This is a genomic window from Dyella ginsengisoli LA-4 (assembly GCF_000334915.1).
In the GTDB taxonomy this organism is placed as follows: domain Bacteria; phylum Pseudomonadota; class Gammaproteobacteria; order Xanthomonadales; family Rhodanobacteraceae; genus Dyella_A; species Dyella_A ginsengisoli_A.
Window position 1 is genome coordinate 38,963 of the sequence record NZ_AMSF01000098.1, and the last position, 22,888, is coordinate 61,850.

Consider the following 22,888-nt stretch of genomic DNA (forward strand, 5'->3'; position numbering starts at 1 on the left):
CCCCGGGTCCGGGGTATCGGTGTTGAGGGTAGGCAGGGATTCACCCAAAAACCGGCAATTCGTCGCCTAAGTTCGCGCTGCGCTTAGGATTTGCCGTAGGTTACATCTGGTGCGCCAGCGCCGCTTCTTTGTCACGACCGGCGGCTGCGGCCTCCTCGGCTGCACGAAGAATTCGACGTGCAAAATCGATAGGTGTGACTTCCCTGCTCGTGTCCACGGTGTAATCCCCGAAGCGGTTGATATGCGCGGTTCGGTATGGCGATAGGCCGGCCAGCACTTCCGGGCTGATCTCGACACCCTCATCTCGGAGCTCGGCAAGAACCCGCGACATCTGCTCGACGTTGTGCAGGATCACGAGGTTGGCCACCAAGTGGTTGTAGCCGACGATCTTCTGCTGCTCGTGCAGCACGTTCTCGGCAATGATCCCCTGCCCGCCGAAAAACGCCCACTTGGTGAAGTTATTGAACTCCTCACTTTTGTTGGTCGCCGCCTGGATGGTCTTGCGCACCTCGACATCGTCGATGTAACGCAACAGGAACAGCGTGCGGATGACACGGCCCAGTTCCTTGAAGGCGAAATAGAGCTTGTTCTTGCGGCTGTAATTACCCAGCCGACGCAGAATCGTAGAGGCAGAAATCTTGCCGGTTTTGATCGAAACAGCCACACGCAGCATGTCGTGCAGGTGGGTTTCGATCAAGTTCCAGTCGATGCTTCCGTCCCCGAAGAGTGCCTGGATGTGCGGATACGACACTTGCGGGTCCGGCCTGGACAGCGCGAGGTCCTTGATGTTGCGGATGCGAGGCATGAGTTCGATGCCCAATAAGTGAGCCAAGCCAAACACGGGGAAATTCTGGGCTTGGGTATCGCCGTGCACAGTGTCAGGCCGGATCTCAGATCGATTCTCGATCAGGCCATCGAGGATGTAGATGGCCTCGTAGGCGCCGCAGGGAATGAAACGGCTGAAAAGCGCAATGTACTTGTCCGACACATGGTAGTAGCCGATGCCACCGTAGCCGCCGTAGCGTATGTGGTATTCGGAGAGCAGGTTCTGCTCGTAGACGCTCCACTTCGTGCCGTCGGCCGAGGCGGACTTGCCGCTACCCCAGTAGCCAGGGAGCTCGAACTTGTTATAAAGGTTAATAGTGTCCACCGTGGCACGCTGGAGGGTATCTTCCGTGACGTACTTGAGGTTCAGCCAAGCGGTCTGCCGCCGACTGAACCCACGGACTGACCGCGCCGTCTGGGTGGGCCCCAGGTTGCACCCATAGCAGAACAGCGTCGTCACCACGCGGTGGTGCAAGTCACGTACGCGTGCCTCGGTTCCGGCGAGCGGCCTGAAGTGTCGGGTCAGCTCCACCCAGCTGGTTGCATCCACCAGCACGTCAACAATGCTCGTCTCGGGCAGGCGCTCGGTGATGAGGCTGTCGACCAAGGCGATCACTTTGGACAACTCCGTTCGCGGTAGCTTGCGAAGAATCAACCTGCCATCAACGATATCAGCGTGTGCGTTCTCGGGGAAACGAGCGTCGACCTCACGGCACTTCGTTCGCAGCTGCTCGCGCAGCGTTTGGATAAAGATCGCAGGCTCGGTCGCGATCCCGGACACCTCGCCGTAACTGGCCAGCTCCTCCTGAAAAGTGCCCTCGTCGACCAGCTCTTCGCGATAGTCGTCGTAGCGCTCGCCTCCGGGAATAAACAGGTCACCGGACTTCAGCTCGTCCTTGATCTGAAAGAGCACCGACAACTCGAAGTACCGCCGTTGCATCCAACCTTCCCGATCCACGCCCCAATCCTTCGGGAACACATGCCGGCGCCAGTTGGCAGTCATCCAGCCAAAGTCTTGGTCCAAGCTAAGTCCCAGCGGTGCCACCTCCACCACGTCTCTTCTTTGGGATCGCAACGTCGCTAGCGCCTTGATCAGGCGCTCCATGGCAGGATCTTGGGACGAGGTGCGCAGGTCGATCACGTCCAGGCAGTTGAGCAGCAAAGCGCGCTGTTGAGCGTAGGGTTTGGCCAGGAACGGCAGGTAGTTCTTGCCGGCGTAGGCCATGTGCTCATCGCATTCGGCAAGTGTTCGGGTCAAGTCCGGCCCGATCACGTCTCCGATGGCGGAGATTCGCTGACTGTCGGTTCCGTCGACTTGATAAGCCCGAAGGATCTCCTTCAATTGCGCCACCAGGTGATCGGTCCGCTTCAAATGTTCGACCTGGTAGACCATGAGGTTCTTCTGGGCCGTGTTCTCCAGGTTCTGCATCAATCGGATGAATAGGTCCGCTGCATCGTCCAGCGCCTTGCCGTGCCGGGAGCGAATGAACACGGCCGCCAGCGCATAGCGCTTGGCGGGCTTGAGCTCGGCCAACTCGCCGGCATCCAGTGCCCGCGCCATGGCGCGAAAGTTTTTCAGCTTGGGGACCGGTACATCGAGCGCTGGGATCATCGCCGCTAGCTTCTGCAGTCGGTCAATGTGCTGCAGATAAAAGCGCACCTCCTTGTTTCCTGGGCGCTTGGGTTCGCGCTTCAGGGCCTGCCAGCCGCTATGGGTGTCCCCCGGCGTGACGGATAACAACTCGTCGATCTTCTTGCGCGCCGCCGGCGCCAACAGAGCGCTGATGCGTTCGAAATGGCTTTCGTGAACGCTTTCGCGGGCGGCGGCGGCCATGTCGTCGAGCGTGCGGAAGGCCGGCAGTTCGTACCGGTGGTGGTAAAGCTCCTCGACCATCACGTTAATGATGTCCGGCAGCATGTGCTTGGTCTGGGCAGCCTGCTCAGCCACCGTCCGCAGCCACTGCCGTCCAAGCTCTCCCAGCGGGCGCACGTTCAAGTAGTGCCGGATCTTGGCCACGTGCTCGCGCTTCATGCGCGAGGCGTCGTAAGCCTTCAGATCGCTGACGGTGAAAGCTCGACGATAACCCAACGCTTCCGCCACATGGCGCACAACGCGCTCGGGAATGTCGCGCAGCGCGCCAAAGCCGCCGCGGTGCGGAAGGGTTTTCAAGTGAAGCATCACCGCCAAGCGGATGGCCGGCTGCTTGCTCAACGCCTGCACGAAGGCCAGGTCGTCCGCGGAGGGCGTGAAGTGCAGATTCAGCTCGCGGGCTGTTGGGTCTTGCTTCAGTCGCGGATAGGCAGTCTCGTGAGGTGCGGTCATGCGCGGTGCATCTCCAATATCGAACGAGAGGTCAGTTCCAGTGGCGCTCTCCCGCTTCATCGTGAAGCGAGGCGTCCGCCTGCAGGTCGTGGTTATCGGCGATCCGGTAGAGGTCTTCGATCAGCGCCGATGCCACCTCGTCCAGATCGACGTCATCGGATACATCGACCTTGAGCCGGTACCGGGTGCACTCAGAATTCACCGCAACGCCTTGGTGTGGCGACAGGCAAAGGGTCTCGATTGTCCGCCGTGCCTTGGCGACGCTGCGGCCCTTCCGGCGGGGTGTTAGGCGCAGCGTTAGCATCAAGGTGACGGTAACTGACGATGAGCCGGAGGGTGGCGGCAAGGGCGTCGGCGGAGCACCCGTTACCGGAGCCGGCATGCTGGCGAGTGCTGTTTCGATGCGTTGCTGGCCGAACGCATCCGGCGCATCGATATAGCGCATGGCCGAGTGCATGTCTTTCCAGCCCACATATTCCATGAGGGCGCGCACGTCCCAACCGTTGGCGCTGGCCCAGCCAGCAAACCCACGTCGTAGCGAGTGGCCGCTGTAGGTCTCCGGCGACGCCATGCCCGCGCGCGTGAAAAGCCGCCGCAGCAGGGGCACGACGCTGTTGGAGTGCAGCGAGCCCTCCCTGATCCCGCCCGCACGGGTGATGCCGCGAAAAAGCGGCCCCTCGGTGAGGTCGGCTGCAGCAATCCAGTCGAGCGTGGACGCCACCGGGCACCACCGACTAAGCGCGGGCACCCGATAGGTGGTGCCAACGAGTTGCCGGTCTGTTTTGCTGCGGGCCAGGAAGCAGGTCATGCCCTGTCCCGGTACCGCGGCCACATCTGCGGTCTGCAGGCCGACCAGCTCGTCCACGCGAAAGCCTCGCCAGAACCCAAGTAGAAGCATGGCGCGGTCGCGACGGCAGCGCAGTCCTTCGGCTCGGTCATGTCGCTGGTCCGCTGCAATGACAGCGGCATCAAGCCAATCGGAAACCCTAGCCACCGCGGACAGCTGCAGGGGAGCGGCACGCTTCTCGCGGGCTGGGTGGAGCGCCTGGATGCCCTTGAGGGTCTGTTTGACCCGCGCCGCCGTGGTGGGGTCGGCAAAGCCGTGGGTTTGGTGCCACTGCGACAGCGCCGCCAGCCGTTGCCGAAGCGTGTTTATCGAAAGCGTGGTCGCATGGGCCACCAAGTACTGCGCCACCGTGTCGGCTGTGGCCGGCAGCAACCCGCCCCAGCTCACCTCGAAGTGACGAACCGCGGAGGCGTAGCTGCGTTGGGTGTTCTCCCGCTGCGCCGCCTCCAGATAGGTTTCAAGGGTATGAGGGGGCATGGTCAGGCTAGGGCTAGGACGTTTCCCGTGTCCGCGGTTTTAAGGGAAGTGGCCGCCATGGGGCACGTCGTGAGCATCACAGGCGGGAGTGGAGCATGTTACCTCCCTCTGTTCCAACTGGAGCGTGACATGCTCGATATGAAAACGCTCGTCGAGCATGACAGTGTGCCGTTCCCGAATGATCGTCTCATCGGCCAGGGTTTCTATGACGACACGTACAGCCAAGGCCGGCTCGCCGGGCAGTTGACCTCATTCACGACGCCACCAATCCGCGGCACGGACATCGTTTTATGATGGGCCATGAATAACGCCACACGTGATCAAACCCGCAGCGTTCTGCAGGCGCTGGCCGCGGCCGCCCTGTTCGGACTGAGCACGCCGCTGGCCAAGCTGCTCGTCGGCACGATCCCTCCGCTGCTGCTAGCCGGATTGCTGTATGCCGGTTCAGGCATTGGGCTCGCCTTGTTGATAGCTTTGCGTGCCCTGCGCAGCCAGCCAATCACCGAAGCCCCGCTGGTGCGTCGCGATGTGCCGTGGCTGGCTGGCGCGGTGTTGGCTGGTGGCGTGTTCGGTCCGATCCTGCTGATGCTTGGTCTGACCCACACATCGGCGTCGACCGCTTCGCTGATGCTCAATCTGGAGGGTGTGCTGACCGCCGTCATCGCGTGGGTGGTGTTTCGCGAGAACGTCGACCGGCGGGTGTTCCTCGGCATGGTGGCGATCATTGCCGGCAGCGTGCTGCTTTCCTGGCAGCGACAAACGCCTACCGAAGTTCCATGGGGCGCCCTGGCGATCGCCGGTGCTTGCCTGTGCTGGGCGATCGACAACAATCTGACCCGCCAGGTGGCCGGCGGCGATCCGATGCAGATCGCCGCGATCAAGGGCGGTGTGGCCGGCACCATCAACGTGCTGCTGGCGCTGCTCATGGGCTACCGCTTTCCCAGCGCACTGCCACTGTTGGCCACCGGAGTACTCGGCTTCATGGGGTACGGGTTGAGCTTGGTACTGTTCGTCCTGGCTTTGCGCGGGCTCGGTACCGCGCGCACCGGCGCGTATTTTTCCACCGCCCCGTTCTTGGGCGCTGCGTTATCGCTGCTGCTCTTCACCGAACAACCGAATACGGCGTTTTGGCTGGCTGGCGGCTTGATGGCTATCGGCGTGTGGCTGCACGTGAGCGAAAACCACGATCATCTGCATGAACACCACACACTGGAGCATTACCATCAGCATCGGCATGACGCGCATCACCAGCACGCCCATGATTTCCTTTGGAACGGTGAAGAGCCGCACACGCATCCGCACGTGCACGAACCGATGACTCACAGTCATCCGCACTATCCGGATATGCATCATCGTCATGACCACTGAAGCCGCCACGACATGAATTGCCAGCAGCACTGGGACGGTGTGTATAGCACCTCGGCCGCCGACGCGGTCAGCTGGTATCGGCTGCACCTGGACAGCTCGCTCATGCTGATCGAGCGTGCCGCGCCCGACCGTGCTGCTGCATTGCTTAAAGAACGACACAGAATGCCGTGCCGGCATAGGTAACCAGCTCAGCGACAGCAGGATTTCTCTTGCTGGATCGGCGGACATGGTGCGCTACCGTAAGAGCAGAACACGCAGCAGTCTCCGGGTCGAGGACGCAGCAACTCGCCGCAACCCTTGCAGTCATAAAAAAACTGACACGCATCGGTCGGCATGGTCTCGCTGACTCGATGGCCGCAATGCGGACAGGTGAGCGTGCTCTGCAGGACCGGCTCAGCCGCCATGAGTTTGCGCCGTAGCCGGAAAACCAGCATCGGTGACGGTATGCATAAGCACCGGCACCGTGGTGCGATCGGCATCGTAAGTCACAGTGATTGTCTCGGCTTTCAGGTCGACCTTCGTGCTTGTCACCCCGGGTACGCGACTCAAAGCTTTCTTGATCGTCACGTTGCAGGCCGGACAGGTCATATTTGCTGCATGCAGCACCGCCGTCGTTGGCGTTGCCGCCTGCGCCAGGCCAAGCCACAGCGTTGCCACCATTCCAGCTATCACGTTACGCATCGTTCATCTCCTACAGAAACCAGCCCACCGCATAGGGAAATAGCAATAGAAGCACGATCAGCGCCGTGGCCAGCCATAGCCAGCGCCGACGTCGGCGCAAGGCCAGCGGATCAACGCAAGCGCCATCCGTACGGCAACGAGACCCGCGCCCATACAACGTCCAGAACGCGAGCGCGAGGCAAAGCAAGGTAGCCGCGACGAACCACGGCCGCCAGGCATCGAGCGCCGTGAGATGGGCAATCCATGCGCCACTGATGCCCAGCAAGACCAGCACCAGCGGTACCACGCAACACACGGAGGCGCCGATCGCCGCGAGCAACGCGACGATCATGGCGGGCAGCGACGATTTGGCCGGCAGCGTAGTCATGGCCGCATACTAACCTCCGTACCTGACTACGGAGTCAAGCATGGCTTCTGCCCTCACCATTGGCGGGTTGGCCCTGGCCGCCTACGTGCACGTTGAGACCGTGCGCTATTACCAGCGTGTCGGACTGATGCGTGAGCCCGAGCGCCCTCTGGGCGGGGTGCGTCGTTATGAGCGTCAGGATCTGGCGCGCCTCCAGTTCATCCGACGCGCCAAGACCATGGGCTTTACGCTGGAGGAGATTGCCGGGCTGTTGCAACTGAGGGGTAAGCGGGCCTGCGCGCAGACACGTCGGCTGACCGAGCTCAAGCTCCTCGACGTACGCCGCAAGCTGGAGGAACTGCAGCGGTTGGAGGCGGAGCTCGTTCAGCTTGCCGACGACTGTGTGCACGCACCACGTGGTGGACACTGTCCCACCTTGGAATTGCTGCGACAGCAGTAGCTTCCGCCAGTCCGTGCAGGTGTGCGTGTATCGGTTTATGGCTGCACCGTGATGGATGTGACCGTGCTCGTCATGCCGCTCGGGTGCAGAGTGAAATTCACCGTGTCGCCAATCTTGGCGACTTGGAGCAGATGCGGTGAGGCCACCTTGAAGGCCATTGTCATAGCCGGCCAGCCGATCGAGGAGATTTCCTGATGCTGCAGGGTGATCGTGCCGTTGGGGATGTCGATGGCCTTGACGATGCCGATACCCTGAGCTTCTTGAGGATGTTGCATCCTCTGCATGTCCTGCATGCCTGCCATGCCTTTCATGGGCTTGGCCTGAGTCGCTGCCATTGAGGTGCTGGCCAGGGTGAGAGCAACGAGGGCCGATGCGATGTGGAAACCATGTTTCATGGTGCTTCTCCGGGTGGGTTGGAAACTGAGAGGTTGGAAACGGTGGCTATGGGGGAGCTGGCTCGGCGCAACCGGCGCAGCACCAGCAGCCGGTAGGCGGCCGGCAGCACGAGCATGGACAGCAGCGGCGCGGTGACCATGCCGCCGATCATCGGCGCGGCGATGCGCTGCATCACCTCCGACCCCGCGCCGTGGCCGAGCAGGATCGGAAGCAGGCCGGCGAGGATCACCGCCACGGTCATCGCCTTGGGCCGCACGCGCTGCACGGCGCCCTCGCGAATCGCCGCATCGAGCGCGGCCGCATCCGCATGGGGATCGAGCGCCAGCCGTCTGTCCCAGGCCTGGCGCAGGTAGAGAAGCATAACCACGCCGAACTCGGCGGCTACGCCGGCCAGCGCGATGAAGCCGATCAGCGTCGCCACCGACACGGCATGTCCGAGCGCCCAGATCAGCCACAGCCCGCCAACCAGCGCCAGCGGCACGCTGGCCATGATCAGCGCGGCCTCGCTGGCGCGGCGGAACACCGCGTAGATCAGCCCGAAGATGATCGCCAGCGCGACCGGCACCACCAGCTTCAGTCGCTGCATCGCGCTGACGAGGTACTCGAACTGGCCCGACCACGCCAGCGTGACGCCGGGCGGCAGAGGCACACGGTCGGCCATGGCCCGCTTCAGCCGCGCCACCACGCCGCCGAGGTCGCTGCCGGCGGCGGTATCGACGTAGACGTAGGTGGCCAACTGGCCGTCCTCGCTTCGAAGCATCGACGGACCGCTGGTTACCGTCACGCCGGCCACCTGCGCAAGAACCAGCTGGGCGCCGCCGGGAGCCACGATCGGCAGCTGCCTGATCGCCGCCACCGAGTCGCGCGCCGCGCGCGGATAACGCAGCACGATCGGGAAGCGCTCGCGGCCCTGCACCGTCTGTCCGATCGGCTCGCCGCCGACCACGGTAGCGATCAGCCGCTGCACGTCGCGCTGGGTGAGACCGTAGCGCGCGGCGGCGTTGGGCCTGACGTGGATATCCAGATAGCGGCCGCTGGCGGGGCGTTCGGCGATCGCCGAGGCGACCTCGGGGAGCGTGCTCGCCACCGCCTCGACGTGATCGGCGACGGCCTGCAGCGTGTCCAGGTCGTTGCCGAGCACCTTGATGCCGATCGGACTCTTGATGCCGGTGGAGAGCATGTCGATTCGGTTGCGGATCGGCGGCACGAACAGGTTGGTCAGTCCCGGCACCTTCACCGCGCGGTCCAGCTCGGCCTTGAGCTTGTCCATGGTCATGCCCGGCCGCCACTGCGCCTTCGGCTTGAAGGTGATGGTGGTCTCGAACATCTCCAGCGGTGCGGGATCGGTGGCGCTGTCGGCACGCCCGGCCTTGCCGAACACGTGTGCCACCTCGGGCACGGTCTTGATCATGCGGTCGGTCAGCTGCAGCAGTTGCGCGGCCTTGCCGGCGGACAGGCCGGGCAGCGCGGTGGGCATGTACAGCAGCGTACCTTCATCCATCGCCGGCATGAATTCGCTGCCGAGCCGGTGCAGCGGCACCAGTGCGCTGAGCATCACCAGCGCGGCGATCAAGAGCGTGGAGCGGGGAAAGCGCAACACCGCGTCCAGGATCGGACGGTAAGCGCGCATCAGCATGCGGTTGAGCGGATTGTCGTGCTCGGCGCGGATGCGCCCGCGCACCAGGTATCCCATCAGCACCGGCACCAGGGTTACCGCCAGACCCGCCGCCGCGGCCATCGCGTAGGTCTTGGTGAACGCCAGCGGCTTGAACAGCTTGCCTTCCTGGCCCTGCAGCGCGAACACCGGCATGAACGACAGCGCGATGATCAGCAGGCTCACGAACAGCGCCGGCCCGACCTCGGCCGCCGCGTCACCGATGAGCCCCCAGCGCACGGCACCGCGGGGATCCTCGCCGTCATGCTCGGCGCGCCAGTGCTCTAGGTGCTTGTGTGCGTTCTCGATCATCACGATCGCCGCATCGACCATGGCACCGATCGCGATGGCGATGCCGCCCAGTGACATCAGGTTGGCCGACACGCCCTGCAGATCCATCACGATGAAGGCCGCCAGCACACCCAGCGGCAGCGTCACTACCGCCACCAGCGCCGAGCGCAGGTGGCCAAGAAACAACGCGCAGACCAGTGCCACCACCACGAACTCCTCCAGCAACTTGCCGCGGACGTTGTCCACCGCCGCGTCGATCAGCTGCGAGCGATCGTAGGTCGGCACGATCTCCACCCCCGGCGGCAGGCTGCGCTTGAGCTCGAGCAGCCGATGCTTGACTGCGGCGATCGCCGCCCGGGCGTTCTTGCCACTGCGCAGCAGCACCACGCCACCGGCCACCTCGCCCTGGCCGTCGAGTTCGGTGATGCCGCGGCGGAACGTCGGCCCGCGGCGCACCGTGGCCACGTCGCGCAGCAGCACCGGCACGCCGTCGACGCCGGTGCCGAGCGGAATCCGTTCGAACTCGGCGGGGGTGGTGAGGTAGCCCTGGCTGCGCACCATCAGCTCGGCCTCGCCCTGCTCGATCACCGAGCCACCGTCGGCCCCGTTGGCCGCCTGCACCGCTGCCGTCAGCTGCGCCACGGTGATGCCGCGCGCGGCCAGCGCGGCCGGATCGGGCAAGATCTGCCACGCCCGCACCATCCCGCCGAGGCTGGCCACTTCGGCGACATCCGGCACCGTCTTGAGCTGGTAGCGCACGAACCAGTCCTGCAGCGCGCGCAGCTGGCCGAGGTCGTGCCGGCCGCTGCGGTCGACCAGGGCGTACTCGTAGATCCAGCCGAGCCCGGTGGCATCCGGTCCCAGCGTGGGATCGACGCCAGTGGGCAGCTGGCTGCGCGCCTGGCTGAGGTACTCCAGCACCCGCGAGCGCGCCCAGTACAGGTCGGTAGCGTCGTCGAACAGGATGTAGACGTAGGAGTCGCCGAAGAAGGAGTAACCGCGCACCACCTTCGCCCCCGGCACGGACAGCATGGTGGTGACCAGCGGATAGGTGACCTGGTCCTCGACCACCTGCGGCGACTGCCCCGGCCAAGAGGTGCGGATGATCACCTGGGTGTCGGACAGGTCGGGCAGGGCGTCCAGCGGCGTGCTGCGCACCGCCAGCACGCCGGCGATGGCCAGCACCAGCGCTCCCAGCAGCACCATGATGCGGTGGGCGATGGACCAGTGGATCAGCCGCGCGATCATCGCGCATGCTCCGGCGCACTGGCGGCCGCGGCCGGCATGGCCATGTCCGACATGGCGCCCTGCCGGGCGGACGCGCTCTTCGTGGGCGTCTGCTGTATCGGCAGGCCATCCATCGGTTTCATTGGCCCGGAGGGGTCGTCCGCGAGCATGGACCGGGCCGGTTCGGCGGTCCCGTCGGGATGCACCTCCATCGCCTTGCCTGGGGCGGCCGATGACGAGTTCGCCGGCGCGGGCATGGCCATCCCGGACATCGGGCCTGCGGCTGCGTCCGCAGCGCCAGCGTCCAGCCGCTGCAGAGCTCCGGACAGGCTGGCCTCCGAGTCGATCAGGAACTGGCCGGAGACCACGACCTGTTCGCCGCCCTGCAGGCCGGCGAGGATCTCGGTCATGCCGTTGGCCGAGCGTCCGGGTCGCACGGCGATCGGGCGGAAGCGCCCCTTGCCGTCGGCGACGATGACCCGCGTATCGGTGCCCGTGCTGATCAATGCTTCGTCCGGCACCAGAGGGTGGGTGGCGCTGTCGTCCGGTCCGCGGAAGCTCACCTGCGCGAACATGCCCGGCGCCAGCTGGTGACCGGGATTGTCGAGAACGATGCGGGCGCGTTGCGTGCGCGTGGTCCGATCCACGTCCGGCAGCAGCGATTCGACCCGGCCCCGAATGATGGTGCCGGGAAGCGCGCTGACCCGCGCCTGCACCGGCGTGCCGGCAGCCACATTCGCACCCTGCGACTGCGGCAGGGCCGCCTCCAGCCACACTGTGTCGAGGCCGTTGATGGTCATCAACGGCATGCCACTGGCGACCTGCTGCCCCTCGCGCACATCGAGCGCGCTCACTACGCCGTCATTCGGTGCGCGGATCAGCACCCGGACGGTGTTGCCGTGCAGGGACCGGATCTGCTGCTCGTCCATGCCCAGTGCGCGCAGCCGCGCACGGGCCGCACCGCGTAGTGCGCGGGCATCGGCGGATGGCGCGCCGGCCAGCGCCAGGTACTCCTGCGCGGCCGCGTTCCATTGCGGCGAGATCAGCGCAGCAAGGGGCTGGCCGGCCTTTACCGACTCGTACGGTGCCCGGACGAACAGCTGGTTGATCACGCCGCTGGCCCGCGCGCTGACAGTCTGCGCTTGCCGCAGGTCCCAGCCCACCGTGCCGGGGACGCTGACATCGCGCTGCAGCCGTCCGGACTCGACCTTCATCGTGCGCAGGCCGAGGTTCTGCTGGACGGCCGGATCGATGCGCACAGACGCGTCGTTGGCGCCCGCACCGTCGGCGTACTTGGGCACCATCTGCATGCCCATCGGTGACAGGCCCGGCTTGTCGAAATGTTGCGCGGGGACCATCGGGTCGTACCAGTAGAGAATCTTTTTGCCACCGCTGCCTGCGTCTGCGGCCGCGGCCGGGGCGGTGGGCGCAGGAGCGCTGTGCCGGCCGACCAGGATGCCGATGGCGAGCAGGGTGATGGCCACCACGATCGCGGCGAGAACAAGGGTCCAGCGCTTCATGGGGCGGTCTCCGCGGCGGGCAGCAGGTAAGCGAGCGCGGCCCAGTTCCGGGCCTGTGCGGCGAGTGCGTCGGTGTAGTCCAGGAGCAACTGGATGTCGTCACGGCGGGCATCGAGCCAAGGCTGCAGCGCTCCGCCTCCCCGGTACGCCGCCAGCGCCACCCGCGCACGGTCACGCGCCAGCGGCAACAGCACCTCGCGGTCGCGAGCCACCTGGCGATTCCAGCCCTGCCAATCGGCGGCCGTCCGCGCCACCGCTTCGTGCTGGGCGCGGCGCGCGTCCTCGCGGGCGAACTGCACCGCGTCACGGGCCTCCTGGCGGGCACTGACGGCACGGTCCTGCCGGTTGCGAGTGAACAGCGGCAGGCTCACGCCCACCTGCAGCGTGACCATGTTCGACAGGCGCGGGGCGCGCTGACCGTACATCAGGTTGACGCTCCAGTCGGGATGCAAGCTGGCCTTGGCTTGATCAAGCGCCGCCTGTGCCTGTTGCTCACGCGCCTGCCACGGCTGCATTGGCGCCTGTCGGTCCACCTCACGCTGCAGGGTCGGCAACGGCACCGGCAGCCGTGTGAAATCGGGTGGATCGGCCAGCGGGGCGTCTGCCTGCGGTGGCGCAAGCCAGCGCGCCAGACTCGCCCGCGCGCGATCCAGCCCGGCCCTCGCCGCATCAATGCGGTTGGCCAGCGCTACCTGTTCGGCGCGGGCGGCCAGCGCATCGGTCGCGCCGCCTTCGCCGCCGCGCAGCCTCGCCCGTGCCATGCGCACGGCGAGGTCGCTTTCTTCCTGCAATGCGTGCAGAAGGTCGAGCCGTTTCCGGGCCACCCAGGTTTCTATCCAGGCCTCGGCGACCTGCTGGCGCACGTCCTTCGCCAGCGCCAGGCGATCGGCCTGCGCCGCTTCCACCCCCGCGGCGGCGGCGTTCTTCTCGGCCTGGCGGGCGGCACGCGAGGGAATGGCCTGCATCACGCCGACGGTGCGCATGGTCATGCCGTCCGAGCGCAGACTGAAGGCCCCGGGCGAGCTCACCGGGTAATTGGCCACGCCGAAGCTGAGCACCGGATCGGGCAGCCGGCCGGCGCGCACCGCATCGTCACGGCTGGCGGCGATCTCGGCGTCGCGGCTGTCGAGCAGAGGCGCGCGCTGCGTGCCGAGGCGTACCGCCTGGTCGAGGGTCAGCGGCTGCGCATCGTCGGCATGGGCACGCGGTGTCAACGCCGCAGCGAAAACGCATAGAAACAGGCCCGGCATCAGGCGCCGGACAAGCAATCGAGAAAACATGGTCAGACACTCCAGGGATCCACAAACGCAGGGACGCAATGGCCCAGCGAACGCAAGGCAGCCAGCAGCGGCCGGCTAGATCTGGAGCGAGCAGTACAGGAGCGTGTGGGGTGGCGCGGGGGGACACCATCGCTCGGCGCGCAGCCGCACATGGCCGCTGGATGTCTGCACGATCGCCGGCATCACCGGCAGCGGGGTGAGGATGCCGACCATCGCCAGAGGCACCGACGGCGTGCGCGCGTCCGGCTGGACGGTTTGATCGGGATGGCAGTGGCCTTCGCACAAAGCATGCGCCGGCGCCCCGGTGCGCATGTCGGCGCAGTCCGGGCCCATTTCGGCGCCGGTCACCCCGGTGTCGGCCATGTCCATGCCGGCCATGCGCATGCCGGCGGCCTCGCGGTGGGCCGTCGTCGGCATCGCGGTGCCGGTCGCCGCGGCCAGCGGCTCAGTGACGGGCAGACCAGCACACGCGTACGCCGCCAGCGCCAGTTGCTGGCACACCAGCCACAGCACCATCGCCCAAGTCAGGCGGCGACGGGTGATCGGTCGGAGGCGGCGATGATGCAGCATGAGGTCAGTAGTGTATCCCTTGGCGATAGGCGCGCGCTGACGCAGGTCAAGTTCATGCAACCAGTGTTACTGGTGCTTCGGTTCATCAGATAGGCGGCCTGAGCAGCGAAGGCCATTGGCGTCCATCATCAGCCCGCCGACGCTTTGTTGTTCCCGCAAACCGATCATGCGCAAGGGCGGCCGAATGGCCGCCCTTGCCTTGAGCCTCAGCCGGGCGATCCGTGGTGGGCGAATACGCGTGAGCTTCCGTCGCCATCGACCAGCCGTACGTCGTAAGACTGGGCTGGCCCCATCTCCATCCCGGGCGAGCCCATGGGCATACCCGGTGCGGCAAGCCCCCATGCGTCGGGACGCTCGGCCAGCAGTCGCTGGATGTCCTCCACAGGCACGTGGCCTTCGATCACATACCGGCCGATGCGCGCGGTATGGCACGACGCCAGCTGGACCGGCACGCCCAACCGCGCCTTGACGGCGGACATGGGCTCGTTCTCGTGCACGCTGACATCGAAGCCGTGATCGCGTAGGTAGCTGATCCACGCGTGGCAACACCCGCACGAGGGATCGCGATAAACGACGGCCGTAGTCCCCGCGGCCATGGCCACCAGCGGCAGGCCCAGCGCGAGTGCCAGGCCAAGCGCACCGCGCACTCCCGCGCGGATCATCGGGAGTCTCCTTCGACCGGCGCGGACTGCCACTGAACCGCTGTGATCTGCCAGGCGCCGTCGTGCTGGCGCAGGGTGAGCATCTCGCGGCTGCGCACCGTTAACGGCTTGCCCTTGGCGGTGCCGGCGATGGTGGTTTCGCTGCCGACCATGGCGGTGTCGCCCATCGCCATGGAGCCGAACGCTCCTGAAGTCACTTTGGCCTGCTTGAGGAAGGCAATATCCGCATCGAGATGGCCGCCGGCATACGCATCGCGTGTTTGCGTCTCGCTGCCTTCGCGGATGCTGACGTCGGGCGCCAGCACCGCGAGCACCGCCTCGCGATCGCCGCGTTGAAGGGCCTCATGGAACCGGCGTGCAACCGCTTCGGCACCCGGCGCGGCGCCGGCACGCAGGCCTTCCAGCGAGATCGGGGCTTCGGCGGCAGGCCCCTTGGCGCCTTGGTCGTGGTCGTGCGCGTCGGCGTGGCTGTGCTCATCCGGCATCGCCATGGCCGGCATCGCCTGCGCCGCGTCCCCATGCGTGTGGCTGTGGCCACCATCGCCGCCATCCATGTCCATGTCGTCGTCCGGCGGTGCCTTGGCGACGATGTCCTTGTACTGCGCGGCGGTCATGTCCGGCAGCTTCTGCAGGAAGGCGACCATGCTCCAGATGGTCGGATCGTCATGGCTGGCGCCCCACGCCGGCATCGCGCTCATCTTGATGCCGTGCTTGATCACCCAGAATGCTTCTTTCGGATCGACCCGCACCTGGCTCAGGTTGGGCGGCTGTGGATACAGCCCCGGGCGCAGTTCGGAGTCTTTCATTGCCGGAGTGAGATGGCACTGCGTGCACATCGCCGCGTACTGGCCGGCACCCTTGAGGATGAGCTGCGGATCGTTCAGGTCGGGCACCTTGAGGTCGGCCGAACGCGCTTGGATGGAGCGCTCGCGCAGTGTCTGCAGCAGTGCAAACACCGGCTTGGTGTGGTGGTCGTCGGCGCCGATGTTGTAGACGCCTGAATAGACGAACGCCCCGGCACCGATGGCCAGCACGCCCAGAACGACCGCCACCGTGATGCCGTGATGCTTGATGTGTTTTTTCATGATGGATTTCCCCTTAGAACCAGATGCGCACGCCCGCCACCAGCTGCGGGTCGAATACGGGTTGATGGTCGCGCCGCGCGTAACCGGCGGTGGCGCCGAAGCGGCGCACCCAGTTCACGCCGACATACGGCGCGAACTCCCGGCGGATCTCATAGCGCAGGCGCAGCCCCAGCGAGGCGTCGGAGACGCCTGCGCCAAGGCGACGCGCCGGGTCGGCCTTGCCGTACGCGTTGAGCTCGAATTCCGGCGTAAGGATCAGCCGCTGGGTGAACAGCACGTCGTAGGTGGCCCGAAAGCGCGCTGCGGTTCGACCCGACTGACCGACGTAGGCCGTGGCTTCCACGTCGAAAAAGTACGGCGCCAGGCCCTCCACGCCGAAGGCGGCCCAGGTGCGCCCGGGGCCCACGCCGAGGTCCCGCCGAACACCCAGCTGGGTCGACCAGTAGGTGGCGATCAGGTGGTTCCACAGCACTTCGGCACTGCCGTCTTCCACACGCCCAGCGCTGCGCTCGCCCTCGCTGCGCAGCCACAGCTTGTCGGTGTCGCCGCCGTACCAGCCCTGCAGCTCCCAGGCTTGGCCGTTGGCGTCCCGGCCGTGCACGGCTTCGAGGTTGTCCAGCAGCAATCGCCCCACCTTGGGCGGCACCATGTCCATGCCCGGCATGCCGCCGTAGCCAACGCCGTCGGAATAATCGGGACTGCGCGCATCCGGCGGGGCCTTGCCGCCCTGCATGGCGCCCATCGTCATGCCCGACATGCCCTCGCCGGAAGCATCGCCGGACGTTCCCGACATCCCGGACATCCCGGACATCGACGACGATGCCGACGGATGCTTGCCCTGGGCAGGGTCTGCATGATCCATCCCAGGCATCGCCCCGTGCTGCATGCCGCCCATGTCCATCGAGCCCATGTGCATCGTCCCTGTCGAGGGTGCCTCGGCGGCAGGAGCGGGATCGGGCATCTGGCCGTGCTTCATGCCGGCCATACCGCCATCTTTTGCGGCAGGGCCGACCTCGGCCGCTGCCGGGGTGCGGGACGCGCCAGCCGGCATCGGCATCTTGCCCATGTCCATGCCACCCATGTCCATCGAATCCATCGAAGACGAGGCGCTGCTGGACGAGGCGGCGGGCGGGGATGCGGGATGCTGCATGCCGGATATGGCCCCATGGTCCATCCCGGCCATGCCATCGCCTTTCATGGAACGAGTCGTCCCGGCGGCTGCCGGAGCCTCGGTACTGGACGCGCTGGCCGGCATCGGCATGCCACCCATGTCCATCGAGCCCATGTCCATCGAACTCATGTCCATAGAGTCCTTCGTCTGGGCGGTGCTGGCGGACGGTGCGGGCGCCGACTGCGCGGCCGCCGGCAGCGCCACGGCGCCACCGGCAGCGAGCGCGACGCCGAGCGCCAGGCGAAGCGGGTTGTGCAACGTACTGATGACCCGGCTCATGACACCACCACTTCGCGGAACATGCCCGCTTCCATGTGATAGAGCATGTGACAGTGGTAGGCCCATCGCCCCACGGCGTCGGCGCTGACGGCGTAGGTGACGCGCTGCGCCGGCTGCACGCTGATGGTGTGCTTGCGCACCTGGAACGCACCCTTGGGATTTTCCAGCTCGCTCCACATCCCGTGCAGATGAATCGGGTGGGGCATCATGGTGTCGTTGACCAGCACCACGCGCAGCCGCTCGCCGGTGCGGAAGTGCACCGGCGTGGCGTCGGTGAACGGTACCCCGTCGAACGACCACATGTAACGCGCCATGTTGCCCGTAAGGTGCAGCTCGATCTCGCGGCCGGGCTCGCGCCGATCGATCGGGCCGCCGATCGTGTGCAGGTCGGCGTAAGTCAGCACGCGCCGGCCGTTGTCGCGCAGGCCCACGCCCGGGTCGTCCAGGTTGGTGCGCGGCATGTCCACGTGCATGTCCACGCCCGGCCCGTACTCGGTGCGGGCATGGTGCACGGCTGGCGCCTTGCCACCGCCCATGTCCATGCCGGACATCCCGGACATGCCCGACATATCGCCCATGTTCATGCCCTGCATGCCGCCGTCATGGTCGGAGTGACCGCTATTCCCCATCGCCATGGCGCCCATCATGTCGACCATCGCCAGGCGCGTACGCGGGTCCATCGCCGGTACCTCGGCCTGCATGCCCAGCCGCGGCGTCAGCGTGCCGCGGGCGTAGCCGGTGCGATCGATCGACTGGGCAAACACGGTATAAGCGCGGTCTTCCTGCGGCTCCACCAGCACGTCGTAGATCTCGGCCACGCCAATGCGGAACTCGTCCACTGGCACCGGCTCCACGTCCTGACCGTCGGCGGCGATCACGGTCATCTTCAGTCCGGGAATGCGTACGTCGAAATAGGTCATCGACGAGCCGTTGATGAAGCGCAGTCGCACTTTTTCGCCGGGCCGGAACAGGCCGCTCCAGTTGCCGCTCGGCGTGGTGCCGTTCATCAGGTAGGTATAGGTGTAGCCCGACACGTCGCTCAAGTCGCTCGGACTCATGCGCATGGTGTTCCACATCTTGCGTTTGGCCAGCGCCGCCTGCAGGCCCATGGTGCGCACGTCGCGGAAAAACTCCGGCGCGGTCGGCTCGGCAAAGTTGTAGTAATCGCTTTGCCGCTTGAGCGTGGCGAAGATGTGCTCCGGATCGTCATCGCTCCAGTCGCTGAGCATCACCACGTGGTCGCGATCGGCGCGATGGCGCTCGCCGCCGGCCGGGTCGATCACGATCGCACCATACAGGCCGGACTGCTCCTGGAAGCGCGAATGCGAGTGGTACCAGTAGGTGCCGCTCTGCTTGACCGGGAAGCGGTAAGTGAAGGTTTCGCCCGGCGCGATGCCGGGGAAGCTGATGCCTGGCACGCCGTCCATCTGGAACGGCAGCAGGATGCCGTGCCAGTGGATCGAGGTGGGCACCGCCAGCCGGTTGGTCACGCGCAGCGTCACGGTGTCACCTTCGCGCCAGTGCAAGACCGGGCCGGGAAGGCTGCCATTGATGGTGGTGGCGATACGCCGCGCACCGGTGAAGTCGACGGGGGTTTCGCCGATGGTCAGGTCGAACGTGTCGCCGCGCAGCCGCGGCATCGCCGAGGCGGGCATCGTCGGGCCGACGGCGCTCCACGCACGGCCGGGCGCCAGCAGGCCGAGGCCGGCCGCGGTACCACCGGCCGCCAGGCCGAGCACGAAGTGACGGCGTGAACGATCCACCCCATCGGGGGGAAGGAAAGGATTCATAGGGTGACTCCATCTGCGCACTCACAGACATGGACCATGCCTGTGGTTCGTGAAAAAGACGCGGGTGTTGGGCTTTCGGCTCAACGTGCCGGCGAGATCGTGCAGCGCAGAGTCAGACGGACGGCGGTCGCAGGGGTGGCGTCATCGCCATGGCGGGGGCGTGCGGGACGCGAAGCCGTCCGAAACGCAGGAGCATCAGCGGCGCGGCAGGCAGGCCGACGCGTGCAAGCGGCAGCACGCTTGCGCACATGGATGCGCATGTGCAGTGATGGGCGTCAGTGTGGTCAGCGCAGCATCCATCCTGCGGGGTCGGAGCCATCGCATGCGGGGCGTGCGCCGGGGAGCCGCTTGCCATGGACATCGCGGTCGCGGCCATCACCGGAGAAACCGGCGGTTGGGCCAGCGCCGCGGCACCCTGGAGGACCAGTGCGACCCACGCCAGCAACCCGATCACCCGGAGGCGCCGAGAGCGTTGGAGCTGGTGCAGGAAGGTCATCATGGCCCGGTTACCATAAGCCCGCGACGCAGCCGACTCAACCATGGAGTAGGGTTCATGCGCCTTGCCGGGTAGCCAGCGGCACGCTGGACGCACGTTATGCCGCCTTGAGGAGAAGGAATGTCCGCACTTTCATCTGACACCATTCAGGCGCTGCTGCACCGATGGCGCGCCGATCCTGGCGGCACGTATCAGAGCTGGTTCCTGTGGGAAAGGCGTCTGAAGCATTTCCGCTCCATCCGACGCGGCCTGCAAGCGGTGGTAGAAGAAATCGATGCCGGGACCTTTGGCACGGCGTACCGCGGATCGTCGCTGGAGACCGTGGTGCACTCGATCGCCGAGCAGCGTCAGATTTTCAAGGGAGCCGATCACGCGTTCCTGTGGAAACCGAAGCTGCGGATTCCGGACATCTACGAAAATCCCGCGCATCAACGGGCGTTCGGTCGATTCCTGCAGACGTGTCTGTGCTGCGATGGCGAGCAGGCGCTGGTCGAGGCGATCCACACGTTGGATGGGCATGCCATCAAGGGCTTGGGGCCGGCGGCCGCCAACCTCCTGTATTTTCTGCACCCCACCCTGGCCATGCCGTTCAATACGGCCATCCTCAATGGCTACAACGCTCTGATGGGGGCGAAGGCTCGTCTCGGTCGCTGGGATAGCTATCTCACGATGCGTCGACAGGTGATGACACTCAACGCGACACATCGCAACTTGTTGTCGAACGACCTGGGTGCCGTGGCGGGTTTTCTGTTCGACATAGGCAGCGGCCGCTATCCGCTGCCCGCCTCATCCGAAAATTCACCGGCAGCGTGGTCCGCCTGGCAACGTGAACTGGCGCATGTTCGCGAAGAAAGCATCACCCTGCGCAAGATGGAAGCGCAGCGACGCGAACAGGACCACTCACACACAACGGTGCAGGGCTGGTTGCGCGACCTGGGGCATGCGCTGGGCTATCGCGTATGGATCGCCAGCAATGACCGCGGTAGGTCGCACGCGGGCGGCAAGCTTGCAGACGGTTGTCTGACCGCGCTGCCTCCCACACTCAGCACCACCAGCGCCGCCGAGGTGATCCACCTGATCGACGTGCTATGGCTGGAGGGTGACGAGCATCGCGTAACCGCCGCGTTCGAGGTCGAACACAGCACCACGATCTACTCCGGCATCGTGCGCATGCTCGATCTGGCGCTGGGCGTGCCGGACCACCAGCAAGCCGCCTATTTTCTGGTAGCTCCCGGCAGCCGGCACGGCGACGCCTGCGATCAATTTGCCCGTCCGGCTTTCAGCCGGGTGCGCGAACTGGACATGCGCTTTCTGGCTTACGAATCGCTGCAGGAGCATCGTGAATCCATGGCTCGTTTCGGCAGCGGCATGAAGGCGCTACAAGCCATCGCCATGCCGTTGCGGTGACCCTGATGAAGTCAGCGGAGCAAAAATCCGCTGAACCAGTCATCGCGCTGGCACGCTGCGCAACTCCCGCGCTGCGACTACGGCTTGCTGAAGCCCATGTGCACAGTGATCTTGTCGCCGGCCTTGAGGTCCTTTATGGCCGCCGGCGGAAAGTGCAGCTTAAGCGCCATGCCGCCGGCCTCGACGTCGACGATGCCGGTGCTGGAATCGACGGAGGTGACGGTGGCAGGCATCTTGTGCATGCCCATCATGTTGTCCATGTGGTGCATACCGCCCATGTGGTCCATCTTGTCCATCTGTTGCATACCACCCATCGACGCAGTGGCCGGCGGGGTGGACGACTGAGCAGATACGGCGCCGGAAGACAAGGCAAATGCGATGAGAGATGCAGCAAGCGTTCGAGTCATGACGTTCTCCACAACAGGATGGTTAGGTTCGAGCTCTGACAAGGTAATCCGCACAACGTTCAGATTTCCTGAAAGACCCCCGAGCGCCTGTGCTTTCAATATGCGCAGCTGCACCACCATCAACGAGCTCAAACGCTGATAGTCCGCACGTGCGAAGGCCGAAGCTATCCGTGGATTGGGGCAGTCGAGGCAGAGAGCGGTACGTGACACACAACGACTGCTCAATCCAAGGCGGCCGAGCGCATGATTGACACACCAGAAGCAGCGAATCAGCACGGTCGACAAGATGTCGGGCCGCATGCGCCGTAACCCCCAGCCGCCGCGGCCGCGTATACCCTTAGGCAGGCTTCCAGAAATTAATCCTTACCGTCGTCGATGCTGTTTTCCAACACCTTGCCGTCAAAGGCATCCACGCCCACTTCATGGGTGATGCCCTTCGCGAGGATGTCGAACGAATAGCGCAGCCCGCTGCCGCCATGCTCCTTCTCCAACTCCTCCTTGACTATCTTGCCGGGCACAACGTGTAAAGCAATCGTTCGCGCGCTGGCCATGTCGATCTTCGGCACGGCTCTCGGAGCAGAAGCAGCGAAGACGCCACCGGATAGGACCAAAGAAACGATGAGAACAGTAGCTTTGCGCACAATGAACTCCTGATGTTACGGCTGTGAAGTCACGCTATCGCCAACGCGATCGGCATGTCCGCTGCAGTCTCAGGGCAAGCGCTTAGCGTGCGCTTACAGCGATCAGGGTGACAGTTGCGAGCACCGCTCCCTGGCGCCTTGTGACCTCCACCTCCTTTCCCTCGCCATAGCCTGCGCAAAGGCCTAAAGCCTTATTCCGCGGTCAGGAAACCGGGAGCGCCTTAGGCACCATCGAAGCACGGCAGGAGGGTCAAGCAATCTTGCGCAGCGGCTGCTGCAACTCGGCCACATCGAAGGTGAAGTCCAGCGGCACTTGGATCGGTTCGACGAAATGGCGCTTTTCATTGTAGACGCCCACATCGGTCTTGAGCTCCACGCAGTCATCGACCACCGATCCCATACGGGGACGGTGAGCGCCCAATGAAGCCCGTTTCGTACTGATGCTGGGCCAAAACTGCAGGCACACCCCCGCTCGGGCGGGATAATCTAACATTACCCCATGTCACTATGGCGCCCAAGCTAGCTGAACTTTAGTTATTGTTTGTTACGTAATTACGTGGTATGTAATACGGTACGTAAAACATGGAGAGCGGCTATGGCGCGAGCGGGCTTGTACAAGACCGAGGTCCAGAAGGCGCGGGACAGTCTGTTGGCGCAGGGAAAGCATCCTTCGGTCGACGCCGTG

Annotated in this window: 22 protein-coding genes; 5 read left to right on the forward strand and 17 right to left on the reverse strand. The window is 65.2% G+C overall.

All coding sequences use genetic code 11. From position 1 onward, the window contains the following. Positions 1–100: 100 nt before the first annotated feature. Positions 101–3,148 carry a Tn3 family transposase gene (locus tag C693_RS22385; RefSeq protein ID WP_052329428.1) on the reverse strand — a complete coding sequence of 1,016 codons (3,048 nt, stop codon included), beginning with the start codon at positions 3,146–3,148 and terminating at the stop codon, positions 101–103. Positions 3,149–3,179: 31 nt separating this feature from the next. Beyond that, a complete protein-coding gene (locus C693_RS22390; RefSeq protein WP_017464168.1) occupies positions 3,180–4,472 on the reverse strand; it encodes a tyrosine-type recombinase/integrase in 1,293 nt (430 codons plus the stop codon). A 129-nt stretch (positions 4,473–4,601) separates the two neighbouring features. On the opposite strand from C693_RS22390, the gene C693_RS0120565 reads away from it, so the two are divergent. Both C693_RS0120565 and C693_RS0120570 read left to right on the forward strand, forming a co-directional pair. Continuing rightward, on the forward strand, positions 4,602–4,766 hold the full coding sequence (locus C693_RS0120565; RefSeq protein ID WP_157798685.1) for a hypothetical protein: 165 nt from the start codon (positions 4,602–4,604) through the stop codon (positions 4,764–4,766). A 6-nt stretch (positions 4,767–4,772) separates the two neighbouring features. After that, complete coding sequence (locus tag C693_RS0120570) at positions 4,773–5,840, forward strand: DMT family transporter (RefSeq protein ID WP_017464170.1); 1,068 nt, start codon at positions 4,773–4,775, stop codon at positions 5,838–5,840. Positions 5,841–6,028: 188 nt separating this feature from the next. Here the strand turns inward: C693_RS0120570 and C693_RS24325 are convergent, their stop codons facing one another. The 3 genes from C693_RS24325 to C693_RS0120575 are packed head-to-tail and all read right to left on the reverse strand — an operon-like array spanning position 6,029 to position 6,888. Then, positions 6,029–6,244: a GDCCVxC domain-containing (seleno)protein gene (locus tag C693_RS24325; protein WP_083868389.1), complete on the reverse strand. Its 216-nt coding sequence runs from the start codon at positions 6,242–6,244 to the stop codon at positions 6,029–6,031. Continuing rightward, complete coding sequence (locus tag C693_RS23310; protein ID WP_241762716.1) at positions 6,234–6,521, reverse strand: heavy-metal-associated domain-containing protein; 288 nt, start codon at positions 6,519–6,521, stop codon at positions 6,234–6,236. The genes C693_RS24325 and C693_RS23310 overlap by 11 nt, the downstream gene beginning before the upstream one ends. A gap of 10 nt (positions 6,522–6,531) precedes the next feature. Then, positions 6,532–6,888, reverse strand: coding sequence for a mercuric transporter MerT family protein (locus C693_RS0120575; protein ID WP_017464171.1), 357 nt, complete (start codon positions 6,886–6,888; stop codon positions 6,532–6,534). 40 nt (positions 6,889–6,928) lie between these two features. On the opposite strand from C693_RS0120575, the gene C693_RS0120580 reads away from it, so the two are divergent. Next, a complete protein-coding gene (locus C693_RS0120580) occupies positions 6,929–7,327 on the forward strand; it encodes a MerR family DNA-binding protein (RefSeq protein ID WP_020379888.1) in 399 nt (132 codons plus the stop codon). A gap of 35 nt (positions 7,328–7,362) precedes the next feature. Here C693_RS0120580 and C693_RS0120585 read toward each other — a convergent pair whose 3' ends face one another. The 9 genes from C693_RS0120585 to C693_RS0120625 all read right to left on the reverse strand — a co-directional run bounded on the left by C693_RS0120585 (position 7,363) and on the right by C693_RS0120625 (position 19,252). Further along, positions 7,363–7,722 (reverse strand): copper-binding protein, encoded by a 360-nt coding sequence (locus C693_RS0120585; RefSeq protein WP_017464172.1) that lies wholly within the window; start codon positions 7,720–7,722, stop codon positions 7,363–7,365. Beyond that, the gene (locus C693_RS0120590; RefSeq protein ID WP_017464173.1) at positions 7,719–10,916 is read right to left on the reverse strand and encodes an efflux RND transporter permease subunit; all 3,198 of its coding nucleotides are present in this window, start codon (positions 10,914–10,916) and stop codon (positions 7,719–7,721) included. Before C693_RS0120590 ends, C693_RS0120585 begins: the two co-directional genes overlap by 4 nt. After that, positions 10,913–12,415 (reverse strand): efflux RND transporter periplasmic adaptor subunit, encoded by a 1,503-nt coding sequence (locus C693_RS0120595; RefSeq protein WP_017464174.1) that lies wholly within the window; start codon positions 12,413–12,415, stop codon positions 10,913–10,915. The genes C693_RS0120590 and C693_RS0120595 overlap by 4 nt, the downstream gene beginning before the upstream one ends. Further along, positions 12,412–13,695 carry a TolC family protein gene (locus C693_RS0120600; RefSeq protein WP_026107597.1) on the reverse strand — a complete coding sequence of 428 codons (1,284 nt, stop codon included), beginning with the start codon at positions 13,693–13,695 and terminating at the stop codon, positions 12,412–12,414. Before C693_RS0120600 ends, C693_RS0120595 begins: the two co-directional genes overlap by 4 nt. A 75-nt stretch (positions 13,696–13,770) precedes the next feature. Further along, positions 13,771–14,211, reverse strand: coding sequence for a hypothetical protein (locus tag C693_RS0120605; RefSeq protein WP_126536271.1), 441 nt, complete (start codon positions 14,209–14,211; stop codon positions 13,771–13,773). Positions 14,212–14,471: 260 nt separating this feature from the next. After that, a complete protein-coding gene (locus tag C693_RS0120610) occupies positions 14,472–14,927 on the reverse strand; it encodes a DUF411 domain-containing protein (RefSeq protein WP_017464177.1) in 456 nt (151 codons plus the stop codon). Next, the gene (locus C693_RS0120615) at positions 14,924–16,012 is read right to left on the reverse strand and encodes a c-type cytochrome (protein ID WP_017464178.1); all 1,089 of its coding nucleotides are present in this window, start codon (positions 16,010–16,012) and stop codon (positions 14,924–14,926) included. Before C693_RS0120615 ends, C693_RS0120610 begins: the two co-directional genes overlap by 4 nt. 13 nt (positions 16,013–16,025) lie before the next feature. Next, positions 16,026–17,462: a copper resistance protein B gene (locus C693_RS23315; protein WP_017464179.1), complete on the reverse strand. Its 1,437-nt coding sequence runs from the start codon at positions 17,460–17,462 to the stop codon at positions 16,026–16,028. Further along, complete coding sequence (locus C693_RS0120625; RefSeq protein ID WP_017464180.1) at positions 17,459–19,252, reverse strand: copper resistance system multicopper oxidase; 1,794 nt, start codon at positions 19,250–19,252, stop codon at positions 17,459–17,461. The genes C693_RS23315 and C693_RS0120625 overlap by 4 nt, the downstream gene beginning before the upstream one ends. 616 nt (positions 19,253–19,868) lie before the next feature. Here C693_RS0120625 and C693_RS0120635 point away from each other — a divergent pair. Beyond that, a complete protein-coding gene (locus C693_RS0120635) occupies positions 19,869–21,155 on the forward strand; it encodes a hypothetical protein (RefSeq protein WP_017464182.1) in 1,287 nt (428 codons plus the stop codon). Between the two features lie 77 nt (positions 21,156–21,232). Here the strand turns inward: C693_RS0120635 and C693_RS24330 are convergent, their stop codons facing one another. The 3 genes from C693_RS24330 to C693_RS24415 form a co-directional block, all read right to left on the reverse strand. Continuing rightward, a complete protein-coding gene (locus C693_RS24330) occupies positions 21,233–21,862 on the reverse strand; it encodes a hypothetical protein (protein WP_241762717.1) in 630 nt (209 codons plus the stop codon). Positions 21,863–21,918: 56 nt separating this feature from the next. Then, positions 21,919–22,203 (reverse strand): PepSY domain-containing protein, encoded by a 285-nt coding sequence (locus C693_RS0120645; protein WP_026107600.1) that lies wholly within the window; start codon positions 22,201–22,203, stop codon positions 21,919–21,921. A gap of 250 nt (positions 22,204–22,453) precedes the next feature. After that, on the reverse strand, positions 22,454–22,579 hold the full coding sequence (locus C693_RS24415; RefSeq protein ID WP_277813095.1) for a hypothetical protein: 126 nt from the start codon (positions 22,577–22,579) through the stop codon (positions 22,454–22,456). 219 nt (positions 22,580–22,798) lie between these two features. Between C693_RS24415 and C693_RS24335 the strand changes: the two genes are divergently transcribed. Then, a partial coding sequence (locus C693_RS24335; RefSeq protein WP_241762718.1) for a DNA-binding protein occupies positions 22,799–22,888 on the forward strand: 90 nt, incomplete at its 3' end.

Excerpts from the sequence above, each read along its gene's own strand:
- C693_RS0120575 (WP_017464171.1), bottom strand. The coding sequence starts at position 6,888 with ATGACTACGCTGCCGGCCAAATCGTCGCTGCCCGCCATGATCGTCGCG.
- C693_RS0120605 (WP_126536271.1), bottom strand. The coding sequence starts at position 14,211 with ATGGTGCTGTGGCTGGTGTGCCAGCAACTGGCGCTGGCGGCGTACGCG.
- C693_RS23315 (WP_017464179.1), bottom strand. The coding sequence starts at position 17,462 with ATGAGCCGGGTCATCAGTACGTTGCACAACCCGCTTCGCCTGGCGCTC.
- C693_RS22390 (WP_017464168.1), bottom strand. The coding sequence starts at position 4,472 with ATGCCCCCTCATACCCTTGAAACCTATCTGGAGGCGGCGCAGCGGGAG.
- C693_RS0120595 (WP_017464174.1), bottom strand. The coding sequence starts at position 12,415 with ATGAAGCGCTGGACCCTTGTTCTCGCCGCGATCGTGGTGGCCATCACC.
- C693_RS0120625 (WP_017464180.1), bottom strand. The coding sequence starts at position 19,252 with ATGAATCCTTTCCTTCCCCCCGATGGGGTGGATCGTTCACGCCGTCAC.
- C693_RS0120615 (WP_017464178.1), bottom strand. The coding sequence starts at position 16,012 with ATGAAAAAACACATCAAGCATCACGGCATCACGGTGGCGGTCGTTCTG.
- C693_RS24330 (WP_241762717.1), bottom strand. The coding sequence starts at position 21,862 with ATGCGGCCCGACATCTTGTCGACCGTGCTGATTCGCTGCTTCTGGTGT.
- C693_RS0120585 (WP_017464172.1), bottom strand. The coding sequence starts at position 7,722 with ATGAAACATGGTTTCCACATCGCATCGGCCCTCGTTGCTCTCACCCTG.
- C693_RS0120570 (WP_017464170.1), top strand. The coding sequence starts at position 4,773 with ATGAATAACGCCACACGTGATCAAACCCGCAGCGTTCTGCAGGCGCTG.
- C693_RS0120565 (WP_157798685.1), top strand. The coding sequence starts at position 4,602 with ATGCTCGATATGAAAACGCTCGTCGAGCATGACAGTGTGCCGTTCCCG.
- C693_RS0120635 (WP_017464182.1), top strand. The coding sequence starts at position 19,869 with ATGTCCGCACTTTCATCTGACACCATTCAGGCGCTGCTGCACCGATGG.
- C693_RS24325 (WP_083868389.1), bottom strand. The coding sequence starts at position 6,244 with ATGGCGGCTGAGCCGGTCCTGCAGAGCACGCTCACCTGTCCGCATTGC.
- C693_RS0120610 (WP_017464177.1), bottom strand. The coding sequence starts at position 14,927 with ATGATCCGCGCGGGAGTGCGCGGTGCGCTTGGCCTGGCACTCGCGCTG.
- C693_RS0120600 (WP_026107597.1), bottom strand. The coding sequence starts at position 13,695 with ATGTTTTCTCGATTGCTTGTCCGGCGCCTGATGCCGGGCCTGTTTCTA.
- C693_RS0120580 (WP_020379888.1), top strand. The coding sequence starts at position 6,929 with ATGGCTTCTGCCCTCACCATTGGCGGGTTGGCCCTGGCCGCCTACGTG.
- C693_RS0120590 (WP_017464173.1), bottom strand. The coding sequence starts at position 10,916 with ATGATCGCGCGGCTGATCCACTGGTCCATCGCCCACCGCATCATGGTG.
- C693_RS23310 (WP_241762716.1), bottom strand. The coding sequence starts at position 6,521 with ATGCGTAACGTGATAGCTGGAATGGTGGCAACGCTGTGGCTTGGCCTG.
- C693_RS22385 (WP_052329428.1), bottom strand. The coding sequence starts at position 3,148 with ATGACCGCACCTCACGAGACTGCCTATCCGCGACTGAAGCAAGACCCA.